Origin of the sequence: Pontibacter pamirensis, assembly GCF_010015475.1 — a bacterium.
Taxonomy (GTDB): Bacteria; Bacteroidota; Bacteroidia; order Cytophagales; family Hymenobacteraceae; genus Pontibacter; species Pontibacter pamirensis.
This window is the reverse complement of the sequence record NZ_SSNI01000010.1, coordinates 33,718-51,788: the sequence shown is the minus strand read 5'-3', so window position 1 is coordinate 51,788 and position 18,071 is coordinate 33,718. Positions and strand designations below refer to the sequence as shown.

Sequence of the window (18,071 nt, the reverse complement as noted above, 5' to 3'; positions counted from 1 at the left end):
CTCCGAGTAGGGGAATATATTACAACTGTAGAAATTCCCCTACTCGGAGGGGCAGGGGTGGGTAAAAGGCTTTTCAGTAAACTACAGACTATCCGCACCTGAATCAAAAAATAAATCTGCCTGCTGCTATCCTGCATAAGCGGGCCATATAGTGCTGCGAGAACAAAGCAACATGAACATCTTTATCCAAATTATCACTTCTTCGGATGCCGCCGAACGCAACCGCTCCTTTTTTGAGATAAGCCAGAAGCTGTCTGCAAGGGAACTGCTGGCGGCCCTGCGCGAACTGGACACTTTCCGGAAAACTACTCCTAACCTGTATGAGAAGGTAAGAGCTATTCTCTTTCTGTATGCTGGTTTCCGGTTTTTCCTGATGGAAGCAAAAGAAACGCCTGCCGTTGGGAAAATTTCCTATACCGGTTTTGAGGACCTGCTGGCCCGGCGCTTCGAGCATGCCATTGCTACTTTTCTGCAGGAACTGGATAAGCAGGGAGCGAATGCCGCTCTTTTCAGCGCCCTGGCTGATGCTTACCACCAGTTGTCGTTCCAGATTCTGGCGGACCAGGTGCGGAAAAGTGTGCGTTCCAGCAAAGGAAACCAGTGGATGTTCCGGGTAGGGCACCAGGAGGAGCACCCCATCCGGATCCACCCGAAGCTGCTGGAGCGGCAGGACAACTCCCTCTTTTACCCGATCCTGCACGAGCACACTTCCGTGCGCATGGACCTGACTCACAGCGGCTGGTCCGATATCTTTTTCTTGGGGATGGATTACCCTGAAGGCGCGCGCGTCATCAATGTGTCCATCAACCTAGGCGTTTTTGGCCGTGACAAGGATATCCGGCCGCCGCTGCATAGTTATGTGCGTGTTATTCCGGAGCCGGTGCTGCGCCTGACGAGTATCGACCTGAACACGACAAAAGACATACACGATCTGGCAGACCTGTTCAACTTCGGAAACGACTACCTGAGCCTGGTGAAAGCCGGCGTTATTGCGTCCGGGCTTATTCCGCCATCTTTTGAGGGAACAAATCAGTCCCTGCCTGATATTTTGGCCCGCATTGTGGCACCGGGTATGGGCATCGAGTTGGTAACCAAAGTAAACGATATCCCGAAAGGCTCCCGCTTTGCCGTTTCTACTAACCTTTTGGGTTCCATCATCAGCTTACTCATGCGCGCCACTGGCCAGACACAGAAGCTGGAGGGAGGGCTGGAGGAGAGCGAAAGACGTTTGGTAGCTTCACGCGCTATACTTGGCGAGTGGATTGGAGGCTCTGGCGGCGGTTGGCAGGATTCTGGTGGTGTATGGCCGGGTATAAAAGCCATACAGGGCACTTTTGCGCAGGAAGGCGATCCAGAGTATGGCATCAGCCGGGGTACACTGCTGCCGCGCCATCGCGTGCTGCAGGGCGAAGAAGTGCATCCGGAGATTGCAGAGAAAATCATCAATTCGCTGGTGCTGATGCACGGGGGTATGGCCTCTAATGTAGGGCCTATCCTGGAGATGGTAACAGAGAAATACCTTCTCAGAGGGGAGCGGGAGTGGGCGGCACGGCAGCAGACAAACAAGATATTTGATAATATCTTAGGAGCCATCCGGGAGGGGGATATCCGTAAGTTAGGCGCCAACACTGCTCTTAACTGGGAGCAGCCCATCAAAACGATTATACCCTGGGCCTCCACATATTTTACCGAGCAGATCATCGCCAAAGCAAAGAAGGCTTTTGGGGAGGACTATTATGGATTCCTAATGCTGGGCGGTATGTCCGGCGGTGGTATGGGTATGTTTGTGAACCCGGAACGGCACGAGGAATACAAGACAGGCGTATTGGATATCCTCCGTCAAACAAAGCATGAGTTATCGGACTCGCTGCCCTTTGCCATGGAACCGGTGGTGTATAACTGGAGCATCAACCCAAAAGGTACCTGGTCGACACTGCATGAAGGAAACGAGGCGCTGATGCCGGAGCAGTATTATGCCATTCATGTGTCAGAACTGGTTCGAAAAGACCCGACTACCGTTTCATACATCCGCCGCGCTGAAATCGATTTATTTACGACTTACTGCGAGAAAAACAACTTGGCTTACCCGCTGCTTCGCACCATCGTCAGCAACTTGTTTAAAGTTTCGGACCCGTCTTCGCAGGGCAACCGCAGCGTGGAAAACGAGAAAGCAGACCAGATAAAAAAAGAAAACGGCTTCGACTATATACAGCACGAAGACATACGGGAGGAACTGCAAAAAGGCCGCATCGGTTTGTCGCGCAACCGTTTGGCTGCTGAAACATCTATAGAGGATGTACGGCCTGAAGATATTGTGCAACTGGAGGAGCTAAGCCCTACTAAAAAGACAGGTGAAGAAGCCGTTAAGACAGGCAAAGTAGCCGTGATGAGCCTGGCAGCCGGAGTAGGAAGCAGGTGGACCAAAGGAGCCGGTGTGATAAAAGCCCTTAATCCGTTTGTGGAAATTGAAGGGGAGCATCGCAGCTTCCTTGAAATTCACATGGCCAAGACCCGAAAGGTAGCAGAAAAGTACGACGCCAATATTCCCCATATAGTAGCTACCAGTTACCTGACGCAGGCACCCATTCAAAAGCAACTGGAGAAGACACAGAACTTCGGCTACGACGGTTCAATTTACTTATCTGAAGGGCGTTCTATTGGCCAGCGTTTTGTGCCGATGGAGCGCGACCTGCGTTTTATGTGGGAAGAAATGCCGCAGGAAACGCTGGATGAGAATAAGCAGAAGGTGCGGGATGCTGTGCGGCAGAGCATGATCAACTGGGCCAAATCGAAGGGAGAAGGAACCGATTACGTGGATAACATTGCCGCCCAGCGCTTCTCGCCGCTCGGCCACTGGTACGAGGTGTCAAACCTGCTGCGCAACGGCACGCTGGCGAAACTCCTGCTGGAGCAGCCGCAACTAGAAACTATTATGCTGCACAACATCGACACCCTGGGTGCCGATGTGAACCCGGCGGCCTTGGGTTATCACTTGGAGTCAGAAAACGCGCTGACCTTTGAAGTGGTGCCCCGCCGCATCGAGGACAGGGGAGGCGGGCTGGCCCTTGTGAACGGCTATGTGCGCTTGCTGGAAGGCCTGGCGCAACCGCGCGAGGAAGACGAGCTGAACCTGAGCTACTACAACTCCATGACCACCTGGATACAAATAGATCCGCTGTTGAAGCTTTTCGGCCTGACACGCAAGGATCTACAAAAAGGGGACGAGGCGCAGCTGGCAAAAGCCGTAAGGAGCGTAGCGCAACGTATACCGACCTATGTAACCATTAAAGATGTAAAATACCGCTGGGGGCACGGGCAGGAGGACATTTACCCGGTAGCGCAAATTGAAAAGCTTTGGAGCGATATGTCAGCCTTAGCTGATGTGAAGTGCGGGTATATAGCTGTGCCAAGGTACAGGGGGCAGCAAATGAAAGACCCTGCGCAGCTGGACTCGTGGGTAACGGATGGGAGTAAGGCCTATGTTGCTTCACTGGGTACTTTTGCTTAATAAAGCATTTGAATCTTTCTGAGCTTTATTTTCTGATCGTTATTTATTGTATACAAAACATCTGAGAAGGGAAAAACAAAGGTGGGAGTCGTTAAACTCCCACCTTCTTAACTGTTTGACTCTTTCATTAATAGCACAACCCGGTAACCAAGTACAACCACGGCCGCCGGAATGGCCAAAAATTTAATTATTTTAAAAGGATCCATATTTTAAAAGTTTATTTATCTGATATGGAACAGCTGTTTGATTAAATTGTTTTTTGACTGCACAGCGGGTGACTGCTAGGAGTTTTATGAGCAGCGAGTAAGAGTAGCCACAAAACATCAACAGCCTCACAAAACCAGTTTTGTGAGGCTGTTGATGTTTTAAACCTGTCGTTAAACTGCTATGCTGGCATCAGCTCTTTCAGTTCGCCCACTACTTTGGTCATAGAAGATTTGGCGTCTCCGAACAGCATCAGGCAGTTTGGGTAGCCAAACAACTCATTTTCGATGCCGGCATAACCAGCGCTCATGCCTCGTTTGCACACAATGACAGTACGGGCTTTATCTGCGTTCAGCACGGGCATGCCATAAATCGGGCTGCCAGGGTTTGTGCGGGCGGCAGGGTTTACCACGTCGTTGGCACCAATAATCAGGGCGATGTCCGTGTTGGCGAATTCGTCGTTGATTTGGTCCATTTCGATCAGCTTGTCGTAGGGCACATTGGCTTCTGCCAACAACACATTCATGTGCCCGGGCATGCGGCCCGCCACCGGGTGTATGGCAAACTTCACAGAAGTTCCTCTGCGTTCCAGCATGTCGGAAAGCTCGCGTACAATATGCTGCGCCTGTGCTACGGCCATACCATAACCCGGTACAATAATAACAGACGAGGCGGAATCGAACAGCATGGCTGTTTCTTCCACGCCTACCTCTTTTACGACAATCTCTTCACCGCCTTCGGCTGTTGCCCCAGAACTGGTTTGTCCGAAACCACCGAGCAGCACGTTTACCAAAGAGCGGTTCATGGCCTTGCACATGATCTGGGTCAGGATGATACCGGAAGCACCCACCAGGGCACCGGCTATAATCAGTACCTGGTTGTTGAGCACAAAGCCCGTGGCGCAGGCGGCAATACCAGAATAGGAATTCAGCAGCGAAATAACCACCGGCATATCGGCCCCGCCAATAGGGATGACAACAAGCACGCCCAACAGCAGGGAAATAAGTAACACGCCCATCATCCACAACTCCACATTCGGCTCCAGCACCACCAGTACTGATAGGGCCAGGGCACCTAAAAACAAGATGGCATTAAGCGCATGCTGCCCGGTAAACATAATCGCTCTGCCGTTGATGAGGCCTTTCAACTTTCCAAAGGCCACCAAAGAACCTGTGAGGGTAACGCAGCCAATAATAACGCTGATAATAATCGTCACACCAACTACCATTTCCATGCTGTAACCGGCATCATGTGCCATGCGCCAATACTCAGAGGTAGCCACCAGCACAGATGCGGCACCACCGAAGCCGTTGAAAATAGCCACCATTTCCGGCATAGAGGTCATCTCCACGCGCTGTGCGATCACTGTGCCAATCACAGAGCCGACGAGTATGGTGACAAAAATCTCTGTGAAACTCAGCACCTGTCTGTCGAGCAGGGTCACGAGGATGGCGATGAGCATGGCCACAGCAGAAATGAAGTTTCCCCTGCGTGCCGTGGACGTTTTGCCCAGCATCTTAATGCCTACAATAAACAGCACAGAGGCGATAAGGTACGCTATCTTGATAATTAAATCTCTCTCCATGTGCTTACTTCTTTTTCTTTTTAAACATTTGCAACATGCGGTCTGTCACCACATAGCCCCCCACCACGTTGAGAGTGGCCAGTAGCAGTGCGGCAATTCCCAGCCACTTACTCACTGACATGTCTTCAGGACCGGCCGCCACAATGGCGCCCACAATAGTAATACCGGAGATGGCATTTGATCCTGACATCAAAGGGGTATGCAGGGTGGGTGGCACTTTAGAAATAAGCTCAAAGCCTACAAAGCTGGCAAGTACCAGCACATAAAGGAGTACAATTAAACTTTCTGCATTCATACTGTTTTAGCTAAAATTTCTTTTGTAAACGGATGTACTAATTCTCCCTGGTGTGTGATCAAAGAGCCCTTGGTGACCTCTTCTTCCATTTCCCATTTAAAGCCTTCGTTGGTAGCCAGGTGGAGGAGGAGCGTGCTGATGTTCTTGGCGTAAAGCTCGCTGGCGTTTACCGATACCATGGCGGGTAAATTAGATTCCCCAATAATCGTGACGCCGTGCTTTACAACAGTTCTGTTGAACTCACTCAGCGCGCAGTTTCCGCCAGACTCCACGGCCATGTCTACAATCACAGAGCCGGGTTTCATGCTTTCCACCATCTCTTCTGTGACCAGCAGCGGTGCTTTTTTCCCGATTACAAGCGCCGTAGTGATGACAATGTCCGCATCGGCAACATGCCGGGAGACAAGCTCTTTTTGCTTTTGCAGGTATTCCGCCGATACTTCGCTAGCGTAGCCGCCTTCCGTTTTCACGCCTTCTGCCTGCACTTCTAAAAAGCGGCCTCCCAAAGACTCTACCTGCTCTTTCGTTTCAGGACGCACATCGGTTACCTCCACCACAGCACCCAAGCGCTTGGCGGTGGCAACAGCTTGCAAGCCTGCCACACCTGCCCCAAAAATAAGTACCCGGGCAGGAGTAATGGTACCGGCGGCCGTCATCATAAGCGGAAAGATTTTGCCCAGGGCGTTGGCCCCCAGCAGCACTGCCTTATAACCGCCCAGATTTGCCTGGGAACTGAGGGCATCCATCTTCTGTGCACGGGAAATGCGGGGAACAGCATCCATGGCAAAGGCGCTTATTTTCTTGCTAAGGCATAAGTCCACCAGTTCCGGCACCGTATACGCGTAAAGGAAGGAAATTAGGGCACTGCCGTCGCGCATCAGTTGCAGCTCGTCTGCTGTTGGCGCGTTCACCTTCAGGAGTACGTCGGCATCTCTCAGCAAGGCGGCTCTGTCCGGGAAAATAAGGCCGCCCGCAGCCTCATAGGTCTTGTCATAAAAGCCTGATGCCACGCCGGCCCCGCTTTCGATGCCACATTTAAAGCCAGCTTTGGTCAGTGATTTCACTACATCTGGTGTAAGAGCCACCCTTCTTTCGGATGCTTTGCTCTCTTTAAGTACTGCTATGTTCAAGGCTAAATGTGTTAAGTTATAACTCTTAAGTATTTCAATGAATCAGATTAATTGTCCAGGTATCGCCTGGCCAACAGATAAAATAGACAATGCTTGCCTAAGCCAAATGCGTACAGGCAGGTCTCTTGTGTTTTACTTAGATGAAAAATTTGACATTTTATTATTTTAAAAGGCGCTCATGCCTATGGAATGAAATAATCCGTGCTTCGCCCTGGCTTATATATTTAATTATTTGTTGTAACTTTGAATTCTTGATTTTGCCATAATCATAGCAAAACAGCCTGTGCAGCACTTCTGCAGAAAAAGTGAGCTGATTAGGATTTTGAGAAGCGAAGCGGACCCAGAACGACGCAAGTTTTGTTTATGAAGGCATCATACGGAATTCCAGGTTCTGATATGGCTCATTTTATTGCAGTAGCCGTGCTAGTGCAATAAAAATAGTTGCCGTCAGGTTCTGAAAGCGCACTTTTGCCGCTCAAGAGATATACTTATGTGTGTTCTTAGTTGCGCTGTAATATTATTGATCTAATATAATGAATTTTCCATTAGTTACAGGAATGTTTTAGTTATATTTTAGAATTCAATACAATAATTTATAATTATGCGAATCACAAATGGTCAGGCCTTTGTTTTTTGCTTTTTGTAAATACTTCGCTTCTCTCACCGTATAAGATGCGATAAGGTTAGAAAGCGGTGGCAGAAGCCTAATTGAAAAGTATTCATGCCATCAGGTGGTTGTATCATTTTAGCAGTAGATGCTAAATAAGTACACAGCTGGCCTTCATATTTTTATTTAAGGCTTTTGTGTAATTGTTCCGCTCACAGTATGTATTTTTGAGCGGTTGTTTGTATATACAAAACATTAACCTGCTCTCTGTTCAACATGCCTGATTATGCGCTACACCCTGGAGTAGCAGAAGGGAGACAGAACATTATTTTATCTACAACCTTGTTGTAGATTTATATTGAGAAGTCTTCAATCCTGGACTAGGTGCTATAGTAGCAAATCAGATTATTAGAGTAGAGGCGACTAAATATTTTATTTTAAGATGCTTAAAACAAAAAAAGAACTCATTTTAGAAACAGCCTTAATCCTTTTTGCTGATAAAGGGTATGACGCTACGCCCACCAGCTTAATTGCGAAAGAGGCAGGAGTATCGGAAGGGCTGATCTTTAAACACTATGTCAGCAAGGATAACCTTCTGGAGGCGGTTGTAAAAGCCGGTTACAGACGTATCACAGACAGAAGTAAGGGCTTGGTAGTAGAAGAAGACCCGATCAAGCTTATCGGGAATGTACTGGACATGCCCCTGAAACTTGTAGAAGAAGAGCGTAACTTCTGGCGCATGCAGTTCCGCCTGGTAGACGAGGAAATCTCACAGAAGCACCACATGCGTTACTCGCATTCCGTAATGCAGAAACTGGAGGGTGCTTTTAAAAAGCTGGGCTACGAAGAGCCGGAGTTGGAGACTGAGATCCTGATGCTGCTGGTAGAAGGCCTCTGGAGGCTTTACCTGACGAACGAAGATAAAGGGCACTTCACTAAGATGCTCGACCTGATCAAAGCGAAGTATAAAAGATAGTATTTTTCTTGGGACTGCTAAACCATAACTTTGGCAATAACATGCTGAGGTTTTAAAAGGCTGCCTTCATAAGAAGCCCCGGTTGGTATAAAGCCGGCATACTACATAAATACACAAGAAAGCCTCCTGATGCGCATCAGGAGGCTTTCTTGTGTATTTATGTTATTTTCTGATAAGAAAAGGCCGATGAAAAGAAACGCCTGTTTGGGAAAGGGCTTGTTACAAGCCAAAAACTCTTGGTAGCCAAAGGCTAAGTTCCGGCACATACGTGATCAGCAGCAAGGCTACCACCATTGCCATGAACAGGGGCACCAGCGGTTTAATTACTTTGCTGATGCTGATGTCGGCTACGCCACAGCCCACAAACAGAACAGAGCCAACAGGCGGCGTGCACAAGCCGATGCAGAGGTTTACCACCATGATGATACCAAAGTGAACCGGATCTACGCCAAGCGCGGTGACAACCGGTAAAAATATCGGTGTGAAAATCAGAACGGCAGGCGTCATATCCATAAAGATGCCCACAAACAGGAGAATCAGGTTGATGATAATAAGTATCACGATTTTGTTATCGCTGATTCCCAGCAGGGCATCGCTGAAAGCTTGCGGGATATTAGCATAAGACATCACCCAAGACATTCCCATAGAGGTACCAATCAACAGCATTACAATGGCTGTAGTTATCACGGTATGTATCAGGATGTCGGGCAGGTCGCTTATTTTTACCTGGCGGTAAACCACCATGGAGAGGATGATGGTATAAAGCACCGCAACGGCGGAGGCCTCGGTGGCCGTGAAGATACCCGCTATAATGCCACCGATAACGACTATAAGGAGGAGTAAACTCGGAATAGCATCCAGGAATTTTTTGAGAACTTCCTTCAGCGAGGTTCTGTCACCTACCGGGTATTTCTTTTTATAAGCAATAAAGCCTGCCACAATCATCAGGGCGAAGCCAAGCATGAGTCCTGGTATGTACCCGGCCACAAACAGCGCCGCGATGGAAACACCCCCGCTGGCCAGAGAATACACAATCAGGATGTTGCTGGGAGGGATAATCATACCCGTTGTGGCAGAGGTGATGTTCACAGCGGCACTAAAAGGCCTCGAATAACCCTCTTTTACCATCCGCGGATTCATGATACCACCGATGGCGGAGGCTGCAGCCACAGCAGAACCAGAAATGGCACCGAACAGCATACAGGCTACAATATTCACGTAAGCAAGTCCACCGGGTAAGGTGCCCACCAGGCTTTTGGCCAGGTCAATGAGGCGAGTGGCTATACCGCCCCGGTTCATCATTTGCCCCGCCAGTATAAAGAACGGAATGGCAAGCAGGGCAAAACTGTCCAGGCCTGTTGCCATGCGCTGGGCAAGTGTGGTGAAGGCAGGCTCTGGCGCAATGCTAACCAGCATGGTCAGCAGAGCAGAGATGCCGATGGAGAAGGCAATGGGCACCCCAAGGGAAAGTAAAATGACAAAGCTGATAACCAGTACAAGTATCTCTAAGATTTCCATGTAAGCCTGTATGTTATGGGGAGCCTGATGGCTGTTGGTATAAACAATAATTTTGATGAAGCAGGAGAAAAAAGCTAAGCTATCTCTTTGCCAAGTTCTACCGGGTCTTCTGGTCTTTCAGTGAGGTTCATGATGCTGTAGTAGATGATGATGAGCCCGCTCAGTGGCACCACCAGGTAAACATAGCCCAGTGGAACGTTGAGGGCAGCGGATGTCTGATTTAACGTAAGCGTGATATACACCAGTTTTATCCCGCCCCATACCATCGCAAACAAAGAGAAGACAGCCACCAGTACATTTATCAGCACATTCAACTTGCGTTGCTTTTTGCCTTCCAGCTTAGAAGGAAGTATGTCGATGGCCAGGTGCATCTTTTTACCTGTTACATAGCTGGCTCCCAAAAGGCTCACCCAGATGAGAAGGAACCGGGCCAGTTCATCGGTAAAGGAGCTTGGCGACCTCAGGATAAACCGGGAGCCTACCTGCCAGAGCACGTTCAGCACCATAAATGCCATTAATCCAACCAATATCCAATACAGGGTACTGTCAAGCCTTTCTCTAAACTTCATGTCAGTTGTGTTTCGTCAGTCTATCTGTTGTCTTGCTCTGCTGTTTGCTCTCCGGCAGCACGTATCCTTTGTATGAGCGCGTGCACCTCCGGTTCATTCCGAAAGCTTTCAAACAATGGTTCTACCATCTTCGCGAAAGGTTCTTTATCGGGGTAAGTAACCGTTACGCCTGCTTTTTTTACTTCTGCCAGTGCTTCCTCCTCGGCTTCATGCCACAACTGCCGCTGTACCACTGACGACTCGTCTGCCGCTTCCTGGAGCCATTGCTGTTCCTGTGGCGTTAAGTCTTCCCATACTTTTGTGCTAATAAGCAGGATGTCCGGCACCATGGTATGCTCGTTTATAGAGTAATTTTTGGCTACTTCGTAGTGGCGCGAGAGGTAAAAAGTAGGGTGGTTGTTTTCGGCGCCATCTACTACGCCTTGCTGAATGGCTGTGTATATTTCCCCAGTGGAGATAGGTGTCGCGGCGCCACCAAATGCATTTATCATTGCGATGGCTGTATTGCTTGCCTGCACCCTTATCTTCATGCCCTTCAGGTCGCTTGGGGTGTTGATAGGCTTGTTGGCATAAAAGCTGCGGCTTCCGGCGTCATAATACGTGAGGCCCCGGAGCCAGTACTGCTCTCCCTCTGTGAGGAGATCTTCTCCAATCTTGCCATCCAGTACATTGTAGTAATGCGCTTTGTCCTGGAAGATATAAGGCAGGCTGAGCACCTTAAAGTTAGGAGAGAAGCTTTCCATGGTAGCGGCAGACACCTTCGTCATGCCCAAGCTGCCAATCTGCAATAACTCCACAGACTCCCGCTCGCTGCCCAACTGAGAGTTCGGGTAAATACCGATTGTCATTTTGCCACCGGACTTTTCCTTTACCTTGTCGGCCATATACAGCATAGCGATGTGCACCGGGTGCGACACCTCCAGACTATGTGCGAGTTTGATTTCCTTTTTATCGGTTATCTCTTTGCAGGAGGGTGCCGTGAACAGCAGCAGCAGTGCTGCTGCACACAGGAGCAGTTGCCGGTAAGGCCGTCTGTTATTTCGGGGGTAAAGTTGGTGGTACTGCATTATTTATTTCTTACTTTTCTGATGGTCTCCAGTGCTTCACGCGTCAGTTCTTCCAGTTTCGCGTAATTTTGCGAGGCAATAAGGTCTTTGCTGATAAGCTGAGAGCCCATGCCCACGCAATGCACACCCGCAGCAAACCAGGCCCTCAGGTTCTCTTCCTTCGGCTCCACGCCGCCTGTCGGCATAATGCTCGTCCACGGGCAGGGCCCTTTGATAGCGGCCACGTAGTCCGGGCCACCTACCTGCTGGGCAGGGAATATCTTCACCACCTCGGCACCCAGTTCCTCTGCCTTGGAGATTTCTGACAGTGTCGCACATCCGGGAGACCACATGATCTTGCGCCTGTTGCAGACAATGGCCACATCCGGGTTCAGAACCGGCGACACGACAAAGTCGGCACCGGACTGGATGTACAAGGCAGCCGTAGGGCCATCTACCACAGAGCCGGCTCCCAGCATCATTTCAGGGAATGAATCCCGGGCATGCTTTACCAGTTTTCCAAAAATTTCATGGGCAAAGTCGCCGCGGTTGGTGAACTCAAATACCCGGACACCAGCCCTATAGCAGGCTTCCATCACCTGCTTGCAAACTTCTACATCAGCATGATAAAACACCGGCACCATACCGGTTTCTGCCATTTTTAATGCTACTTCTATTCTGCTAAATTTAGCCATGATTGATTAGTCAATTTTAGTATAAGTCAAAAAAAGGCTATCGTACGAGTCTTCCGGAAGTGTCGCCATCCAAAAGCGCCTCTACCTCCTCCACAGTAGCCAGGTTAGCATCTTCCTTGATAGTATGCTTCAGCACTGATGCCGCTACACCGAATTCCAGCGCCTTCTGGTCATCCTGGTAAGCCAGCTGGCCATAGATGAAACCGGCCATAAAGGCATCGCCGCCACCTATTCTGTCGATAATCGGGTTGATGTCGTAGGTCTGCGTCTCCAACATCTGTGAGCCATCCCACAGCATGCCGGAAAGGGTATTATGGGTTGCACTGACAGAGCCGCGGGTGGTGTTCACAATCTTCTTCACTTTCGAAAAGCGCTGCATGATTTGAGTGAACACAGAGGCCAGTTCATTGCCACCAGACTCCTGTGGCTTAATGTTGAGAATATCTTTTGCATCGCCCTTACCCGAAACAATGATGTCGCAGCCCTCAATCAATTCAGGCATGACATCAGCCGCTGTTTTGCCGTACTGCCACAAGTTCTTTCTGTAGTTGATATCGGCAGAAACGGTCAGGCCTTTCTGGTTGGCTACCTCGATGGCTTTTTTGCAGCAGGCTGCGGCACCGGCAGAAATGGCAGGCGTTATACCCGTCCAGTGGAACCAGCCTGCATCGGCAAACACTTCATCCCAGTCAATCATATCTGGCTCCAGGCCCGCAAAGGCGGAGTAACTGCGGTCATACACTACTTTGCTGGGACGCACACTGGCACCTGTCTCCAGGAAATAAATGCCGATTCTGTCGCCGCCATAGATGATGTGCTGCGTATCCACTCCATACTTTCGTAATAGGTTGATGGCAGCCTTGCCCAACTCATTATCCGGGAAGCGGGTAACATGGCCGGCGCTGATGCCCAACTGGGCCAGCGATACGGCCACATTCGCCTCGCCGCCACCATATGTAGCGTCGAAGTGGGTGGATTGAATGATGCGGGCATAATCCGGCGTGGACAGCCTGAGCATAATTTCTCCGAAGGTGATGACCTTTTTATTCATATCAGAAACCGAAGTATGATTTAGCGTTGTTGTAGGAAATGTTTTCTACTAGTTGGCCAAGCCAATCCATCTCGCTGGCTGGCAATTCGCCGTTTTCCACGTCGTTGCCAATCAGGTTACACAATATCCTTCTGAAGTACTCGTGCCTGGGGTAGGATAAAAAGCTTCTGGAGTCAGTGAGCATACCCACAAAGCGGCTCAGCAGACCCATGTTAGAGAGCGCGTTCAGCTGCTTCTCCATACCGTCTTTCTGATCGAGGAACCACCAGGCCGACCCGAACTGGATTTTGCCGGGTGTGCTGCCGTCGTTGAAATTGCCGATCATGGTGGCGAAAAGCTCGTTCTGACTCGGGTTCAGGTTATACAGAATGGTCTTTGCCAGCTGATCTGAGTTATCCAGTTTATCCAGGAACCGGGAGAGCGGTTCACCCACACCAAAGTCACCGATGGAGTCGAAGCCCGTGTCGGGACCGAGTTCGCGCATCATGCGCGTATTGTTGTTACGGAGCGCCCCCAGGTGGAACTGCTGTGTCCAGTTTTTGGAATGGTCGAGCAGGGCCAGGTGCACCAGCATCGCCGACTTAAACTTCAATGCTTCCGCATCCGTCAGTTCCTGTTTCTGCAGGGCCTTCCGGAAGATATGCTTTATCTCCTCCTCCGTGTAGTCTTCGGCATACATGGTATTTAAACCATGATCGGAGAGGCGGCAGCCTTGCTCATGGAAAAAGTCATGCCGTTGCTTCAGAGCATCCAGTAAATTCTGAAAGCTGCTAATAGAAACACCGGATGCTTCTTCCAGTTGCTCGAGGTATGGCAGGAAAACTTCCGTGCTCTCAATGGCCAGTATTTTATCACACCTGAAAGTAGGTAGCACCTGGATGCCGAAGTCATCGGCCTTTATTTTCTGATGGTGCTCCAAGGTATCTATCGGGTCGTCGGTGGTGCAGATTACCTTCACGTTCATCTGGCGCAGGATGCCTCTCACACTGTACTCGTCTGACTGCAACAGGTCGGTGCAGGTATTGTAAATTTCCCGTGCCGTTTCAGGCTTCAGTATTTTCTCTATCCCAAAGGGCCTTTTCAGTTCCATGTGCGTCCAGTGGTACAAGGGGTTGCGCACCGTGTAAGGAACTGTCTCTGCCCACTTCTCAAACTTGGCATAATCGTCGGCATCGCCGGTGCAGAAACGCTCGGGGATACCGTTGGTGCGCATAGCGCGCCATTTATAGTGGTCGCCTTCAAGCCAGATCTGGGTCAGGTTGTCAAATTTCCTGTCGGAGGCAATGTCGGCAGGTGATAGATGGCAATGGTAATCAATGATGGGCACGTTTTTGGCATGCTCATGATATAGTTGTTGTGCTGTTTTTGTCTGTAGTAGAAAATTATCGTCTAAGAAAGACATATGCTTTATGATGTAGTAAATGACAATATAAGTGCTATTCCTGAGTCTATGAATCCGTGGACACGGTATGCCCCGATTTCTGCAGGAGCTTTACCTGCTCTGTGACGTAAGCCGATAAGCCTTCTATTTTTGTTAAGTCTGTATCCCAGAGGCTGGTGTTGGAGAGCACAGCCTGTACTACCTCCGCTGCCTCGTGCTGCAGCCAGGCCTTCCTGAAAAAGCTAAGCACCTCCGGGGCATCGTTCAGCAGGATGTTTTTTCCCCGCCACTCGCCCTTGTAAAACAGGATCAGGGCAGCCAGGGAGTGTAGCAACTTTTCGGGAAGCTTCCCGGTTCGACGGTGGTGTTCCAGCACCGACGGAAGCACACGCACTTTATACTTGGAAACGCCATTTAGCGCAATAGAGAGCAGTTCGTGCCGGATAAACGGGTTCTGGAAGCGCTCTATCACATCGTTGGCAAACTGCTGCAGTTCTTCCTCCGGCAAATCGAGCGTGGGTATGATTTCTTCAGCGATTGCCTCCTTTATAAAGGTGCCTGTGTGTTTATCTTCTATCGCTTCGCGCACTGTTCGCAGACCGTGCAGGTAAGCAACAGGTACTAAAGCGGTGTGAGCGCCATTCAGTATGCGCACTTTGGTGGTGCGGTAGGGGGTGAGGTCCGGTACAAATTTTACCTGCAAACCAGCTGCAGTTGCAGGGAATGCCATCTTTACGGATTCAGGGGCTTCTATCACCAGGAGGTGGTAAGGTTCTGCCGTTACCACTAATTGGTCCTCATACCCCAGTTCCTTTTGTATTTCTTTGATGGTTTCCCGCGGGAAACCGGGCACGATGCGGTCTACCAGCGTATTGCAGAAGATGTTGTTGTCGTTCACCCAGTTGCTAAACTCTTCTGAAAGTTGCCACTCCTGAGCGTACCGCAGCACAATGTGCTTTAAGGCTTCCCCGTTTTTCTCAATCAATTCGGTGGGTATAACAGTCAAGCCTTTGTCCGGTGCTCCTTTAAAGTGCTGGAACCGGTGGTGAAGCAGGGCGGTTAGTTTGCCCGGGAAGCTGGTTGAAATGGTGCTGGCGCTTTTGTCGTTTTCATCGTAGGCAATGCCTGCCTCAGTGGTGTTGGAGAATATGAACTTCAGGTCCGGGTTCTCGCCCCGCTTCAGGTAGGCCGCATAATCATCGTATGGGTTCAGGGCGCTGGCAATGCAGGTGATAAGCCGCTTCTCCTGGGTAGGTTTACCGCCTTGTATGCCATTCAGCAGCACGTGGAACAACCCATCCTGCTGTTTGAGAGCTTTAATGGTGGTCCTGTGCCTGTCCCTTGGCTGCACCACATCCACGGTGCCGTTAAAGTCCGTTTTTTCATTCAGCACATCAATCATCCAGTCTACATAGCCACGAAGAAAGTTGCCTTCGCCATACTGTAGCACCTTTACCGGCCGCTGGTTCTTGATATGGGCTGTTTGTCTGTTGAGAGGCTTCATATAGTTCAGTTTCTGCGGGCTTGTTCTTTTTTACTTTAATAAGTCACTGCTTTTATAGAACGCTTTATACCTGCCATTTAGACAGGCGGCGGTTTATTTTTACCCGCAGGTGTTCAGTGCCTGGGGTAATTTTATTTTATAAGCTTCCTTTTTTTAAAGAAGACTCTCTGATAATTAACTCTGGCTTGAGCACGATTTTCTGCGGTACAGCCGTTTTGTCACCAGACTTCAGTTGTTCGAAGAAAATTTCTGCCGTCTTTTTGCCCATCGTCATGCTGAATTGGTCTACTGTTGTGAGTGCCGGATCGGTGAAGGAGGTAAAAGGGTCGTTGCTGAACCCTGCCAGGGCTACTTCCTGTGGAATCTTGTATTTGTTCTCCTTCAGCACCTGCATGGCACCCATGGCACCGTAATCACTGGCAGAGAAGACGCCATCAGGCCTCTCCTTTAGCTTCAGTAGCTTTTCCATACTCTCCCTTCCATCAACGAGCTGTAGATTACTTTGCACTACAAGATCTTCGTCATAGGGAATACCATGATCGCTGAGGGCATCGGTATACCCCCGCAGGCGCTCTTTAAAAATGCTGACTTTCTTAGGGCTGGTGAAGTGGGCAATTCTTCTGCACCCCTGCTGAATTAAGTGTTCCACCACTTTATAGGCTCCCAGATAATCATCTATCATGATCTGGCTTACCTCAAGCGCATCCGTTGTGCGGTCGAACAGCACTAAAGGGATTTTCTCGGCCTGCACTCTTTTGAAGTGATCAAAGTTCTCGGTGTTTTTACCGATAGAGGCAATGATACCGTCTACCCGTGCACTCAGCAGCGCATCAATGGTTTGTATTTCCTTTTCATAGTTGTCGTACGACTGGCAGATAATCACCTTATAGTTTAAATTGTTGGCTATGTCCTCAATGCCTCTCACCACTGAGGAAAAGAAGGCTCTGTCGGCGGTAGGCACTATAATGCCAATGATGTGGCTCTTGCCATGGCGCAGTGCCGCGGCAATGTTGTTGGGCTGGTAGTTCAGCTCTTTGGCAGTTTTTAAAACTGCTTTCTTAGTGAGGTCGCTTATTCTGGGGTTGTCATTTAACGCACGCGATACGGTAGAAGCCGTAATGTTGAGCTTCTCCGCAATATGATGAATGGTAACTTTGGGTTTACTTTCCATTTCCCGTTTTGTTCTTTGAAAGAGGCTTTTAGCCATTGGCGCTACTGCTCATTGCTGGGCTTCCCGATGGTAGCCAGTATACCTCCATCCACATATATGATTTGCCCGTTAATGAAATCACTTGCCTTGCTGGCTAAGAAGATGGCTGTGCCTTCCAGGTCGTCGGGGTCACCCCAGCGGCCTGCCGGCGTGCGGTTGATGATGAACTCGTTGAAAGGGTGTCCGTCTACCCGGATGGGAGCGGTCTGGTCGGTGGCAAAGTAACCCGGGCCGATGCCGTTTACCTGTACGTTATACTTAGCCCACTCGGTAGCAAGGTTGCGCGTCAGCATTTTCAAGCCTCCTTTGGCCGCCGCATAAGCGGATACCGTATTGCGGCCCAGTTCACTCATCATCGAGCAGATGTTGATGATTTTGCCTCTCCTTCTCTCCACCATGTGGCGGGCCACATGCTTCGACATAATAAAAGGGCCTGTCACGTCAACGTCTAGTACCTTCCGGAAATCAGCTACTTCCATTTCGAGCGCGGGCACACGCTTTATCATCCCGGCGTTGTTTACCAGAATGTCAATAGGGCCTACCTGCTGCTCTATCTGCGCGATGTTCTCCTGGGCCAGGGCCTCATCTGTCACGTCGAACAGGAAGCCGTGGGCAGTATACCCTTCCTGCCTGTAGCTGTCGAGGGCTTTCTCCATTTTAGCCGGAGTGTTCCCGTTTATAACCAGTGTGGCGCCTGCTTTACCCAGTCCTTTGGCCATGGCCATTCCCAGGCCGTGTGTGGCACCGGTAATCAAGGCAACCTTTCCTGTTAAATCAAATAAATCGTTCATG

At 49.8% G+C, this 18,071-nt stretch carries 14 protein-coding genes; 2 read left to right on the top strand and 12 right to left on the bottom strand.

Annotated features, from left to right (window positions below; all coding sequences use genetic code 11):
- The first annotated feature begins 172 nt into the window (after positions 1–172).
- Positions 173–3,508 (top strand): UTP--glucose-1-phosphate uridylyltransferase, encoded by a 3,336-nt coding sequence (locus tag E1919_RS10445; protein ID WP_162053338.1) that lies wholly within the window; start codon positions 173–175, stop codon positions 3,506–3,508.
- A 385-nt stretch (positions 3,509–3,893) separates the two neighbouring features.
- Here E1919_RS10445 and E1919_RS10440 read toward each other — a convergent pair whose 3' ends face one another.
- The 3 genes from E1919_RS10440 to E1919_RS10430 are packed head-to-tail and all read right to left on the bottom strand — an operon-like array spanning position 3,894 to position 6,722.
- Positions 3,894–5,297 (bottom strand): NAD(P)(+) transhydrogenase (Re/Si-specific) subunit beta, encoded by a 1,404-nt coding sequence (locus E1919_RS10440; RefSeq protein WP_162053337.1) that lies wholly within the window; start codon positions 5,295–5,297, stop codon positions 3,894–3,896.
- A gap of 4 nt (positions 5,298–5,301) precedes the next feature.
- Complete coding sequence (locus tag E1919_RS10435) at positions 5,302–5,592, bottom strand: NAD(P) transhydrogenase subunit alpha part 2 (protein WP_115565349.1); 291 nt, start codon at positions 5,590–5,592, stop codon at positions 5,302–5,304.
- Positions 5,589–6,722 carry a Re/Si-specific NAD(P)(+) transhydrogenase subunit alpha gene (locus E1919_RS10430; RefSeq protein ID WP_162053336.1) on the bottom strand — a complete coding sequence of 378 codons (1,134 nt, stop codon included), beginning with the start codon at positions 6,720–6,722 and terminating at the stop codon, positions 5,589–5,591. The genes E1919_RS10435 and E1919_RS10430 overlap by 4 nt, the downstream gene beginning before the upstream one ends.
- A gap of 1,049 nt (positions 6,723–7,771) precedes the next feature.
- Here E1919_RS10430 and E1919_RS10425 point away from each other — a divergent pair.
- A complete protein-coding gene (locus E1919_RS10425) occupies positions 7,772–8,305 on the top strand; it encodes a TetR/AcrR family transcriptional regulator (protein WP_162053335.1) in 534 nt (177 codons plus the stop codon).
- A gap of 219 nt (positions 8,306–8,524) precedes the next feature.
- Here E1919_RS10425 and E1919_RS10420 read toward each other — a convergent pair whose 3' ends face one another.
- The 9 genes from E1919_RS10420 to E1919_RS10380 form a co-directional block, all read right to left on the bottom strand.
- Complete coding sequence (locus E1919_RS10420; RefSeq protein ID WP_162053334.1) at positions 8,525–9,823, bottom strand: TRAP transporter large permease; 1,299 nt, start codon at positions 9,821–9,823, stop codon at positions 8,525–8,527.
- A gap of 74 nt (positions 9,824–9,897) precedes the next feature.
- Positions 9,898–10,392 carry a TRAP transporter small permease gene (locus E1919_RS10415; RefSeq protein ID WP_162053333.1) on the bottom strand — a complete coding sequence of 165 codons (495 nt, stop codon included), beginning with the start codon at positions 10,390–10,392 and terminating at the stop codon, positions 9,898–9,900.
- A gap of 20 nt (positions 10,393–10,412) precedes the next feature.
- Positions 10,413–11,459: a TRAP transporter substrate-binding protein gene (locus tag E1919_RS10410; RefSeq protein ID WP_162053332.1), complete on the bottom strand. Its 1,047-nt coding sequence runs from the start codon at positions 11,457–11,459 to the stop codon at positions 10,413–10,415.
- Positions 11,459–12,133: a bifunctional 4-hydroxy-2-oxoglutarate aldolase/2-dehydro-3-deoxy-phosphogluconate aldolase gene (locus E1919_RS10405; protein ID WP_162053331.1), complete on the bottom strand. Its 675-nt coding sequence runs from the start codon at positions 12,131–12,133 to the stop codon at positions 11,459–11,461. Before E1919_RS10405 ends, E1919_RS10410 begins: the two co-directional genes overlap by 1 nt.
- A 37-nt stretch (positions 12,134–12,170) precedes the next feature.
- Positions 12,171–13,184: a sugar kinase gene (locus E1919_RS10400; protein WP_162053330.1), complete on the bottom strand. Its 1,014-nt coding sequence runs from the start codon at positions 13,182–13,184 to the stop codon at positions 12,171–12,173.
- Position 13,185: 1 nt separating this feature from the next.
- Complete coding sequence (uxaC, locus tag E1919_RS10395; protein WP_162053329.1) at positions 13,186–14,586, bottom strand: glucuronate isomerase; 1,401 nt, start codon at positions 14,584–14,586, stop codon at positions 13,186–13,188.
- A 46-nt stretch (positions 14,587–14,632) separates the two neighbouring features.
- Complete coding sequence (locus E1919_RS10390; RefSeq protein ID WP_162053328.1) at positions 14,633–16,069, bottom strand: tagaturonate reductase; 1,437 nt, start codon at positions 16,067–16,069, stop codon at positions 14,633–14,635.
- Between the two features lie 136 nt (positions 16,070–16,205).
- A complete protein-coding gene (locus tag E1919_RS10385; protein ID WP_162053327.1) occupies positions 16,206–17,240 on the bottom strand; it encodes a LacI family DNA-binding transcriptional regulator in 1,035 nt (344 codons plus the stop codon).
- A 41-nt stretch (positions 17,241–17,281) separates the two neighbouring features.
- Positions 17,282–18,070: a gluconate 5-dehydrogenase gene (locus E1919_RS10380; protein ID WP_162053326.1), complete on the bottom strand. Its 789-nt coding sequence runs from the start codon at positions 18,068–18,070 to the stop codon at positions 17,282–17,284.
- Position 18,071 lies beyond the last annotated feature (1 nt).

Bases quoted from the DNA above. Each gene is read 5' to 3' on its own strand.
- E1919_RS10445 (WP_162053338.1), top strand. From the start codon at position 173: ATGAACATCTTTATCCAAATTATCACTTCTTCGGATGCCGCCGAACGC.
- E1919_RS10440 (WP_162053337.1), bottom strand. From the start codon at position 5,297: ATGGAGAGAGATTTAATTATCAAGATAGCGTACCTTATCGCCTCTGTG.
- E1919_RS10435 (WP_115565349.1), bottom strand. From the start codon at position 5,592: ATGAATGCAGAAAGTTTAATTGTACTCCTTTATGTGCTGGTACTTGCC.
- E1919_RS10425 (WP_162053335.1), top strand. From the start codon at position 7,772: ATGCTTAAAACAAAAAAAGAACTCATTTTAGAAACAGCCTTAATCCTT.
- E1919_RS10420 (WP_162053334.1), bottom strand. From the start codon at position 9,823: ATGGAAATCTTAGAGATACTTGTACTGGTTATCAGCTTTGTCATTTTA.
- E1919_RS10415 (WP_162053333.1), bottom strand. From the start codon at position 10,392: ATGAAGTTTAGAGAAAGGCTTGACAGTACCCTGTATTGGATATTGGTT.
- E1919_RS10410 (WP_162053332.1), bottom strand. From the start codon at position 11,459: ATGCAGTACCACCAACTTTACCCCCGAAATAACAGACGGCCTTACCGG.
- E1919_RS10405 (WP_162053331.1), bottom strand. From the start codon at position 12,133: ATGGCTAAATTTAGCAGAATAGAAGTAGCATTAAAAATGGCAGAAACC.
- E1919_RS10400 (WP_162053330.1), bottom strand. From the start codon at position 13,184: ATGAATAAAAAGGTCATCACCTTCGGAGAAATTATGCTCAGGCTGTCC.
- uxaC (WP_162053329.1), bottom strand. From the start codon at position 14,586: ATGTCTTTCTTAGACGATAATTTTCTACTACAGACAAAAACAGCACAA.
- E1919_RS10390 (WP_162053328.1), bottom strand. From the start codon at position 16,069: ATGAAGCCTCTCAACAGACAAACAGCCCATATCAAGAACCAGCGGCCG.
- E1919_RS10385 (WP_162053327.1), bottom strand. From the start codon at position 17,240: ATGGAAAGTAAACCCAAAGTTACCATTCATCATATTGCGGAGAAGCTC.
- E1919_RS10380 (WP_162053326.1), bottom strand. From the start codon at position 18,070: ATGAACGATTTATTTGATTTAACAGGAAAGGTTGCCTTGATTACCGGT.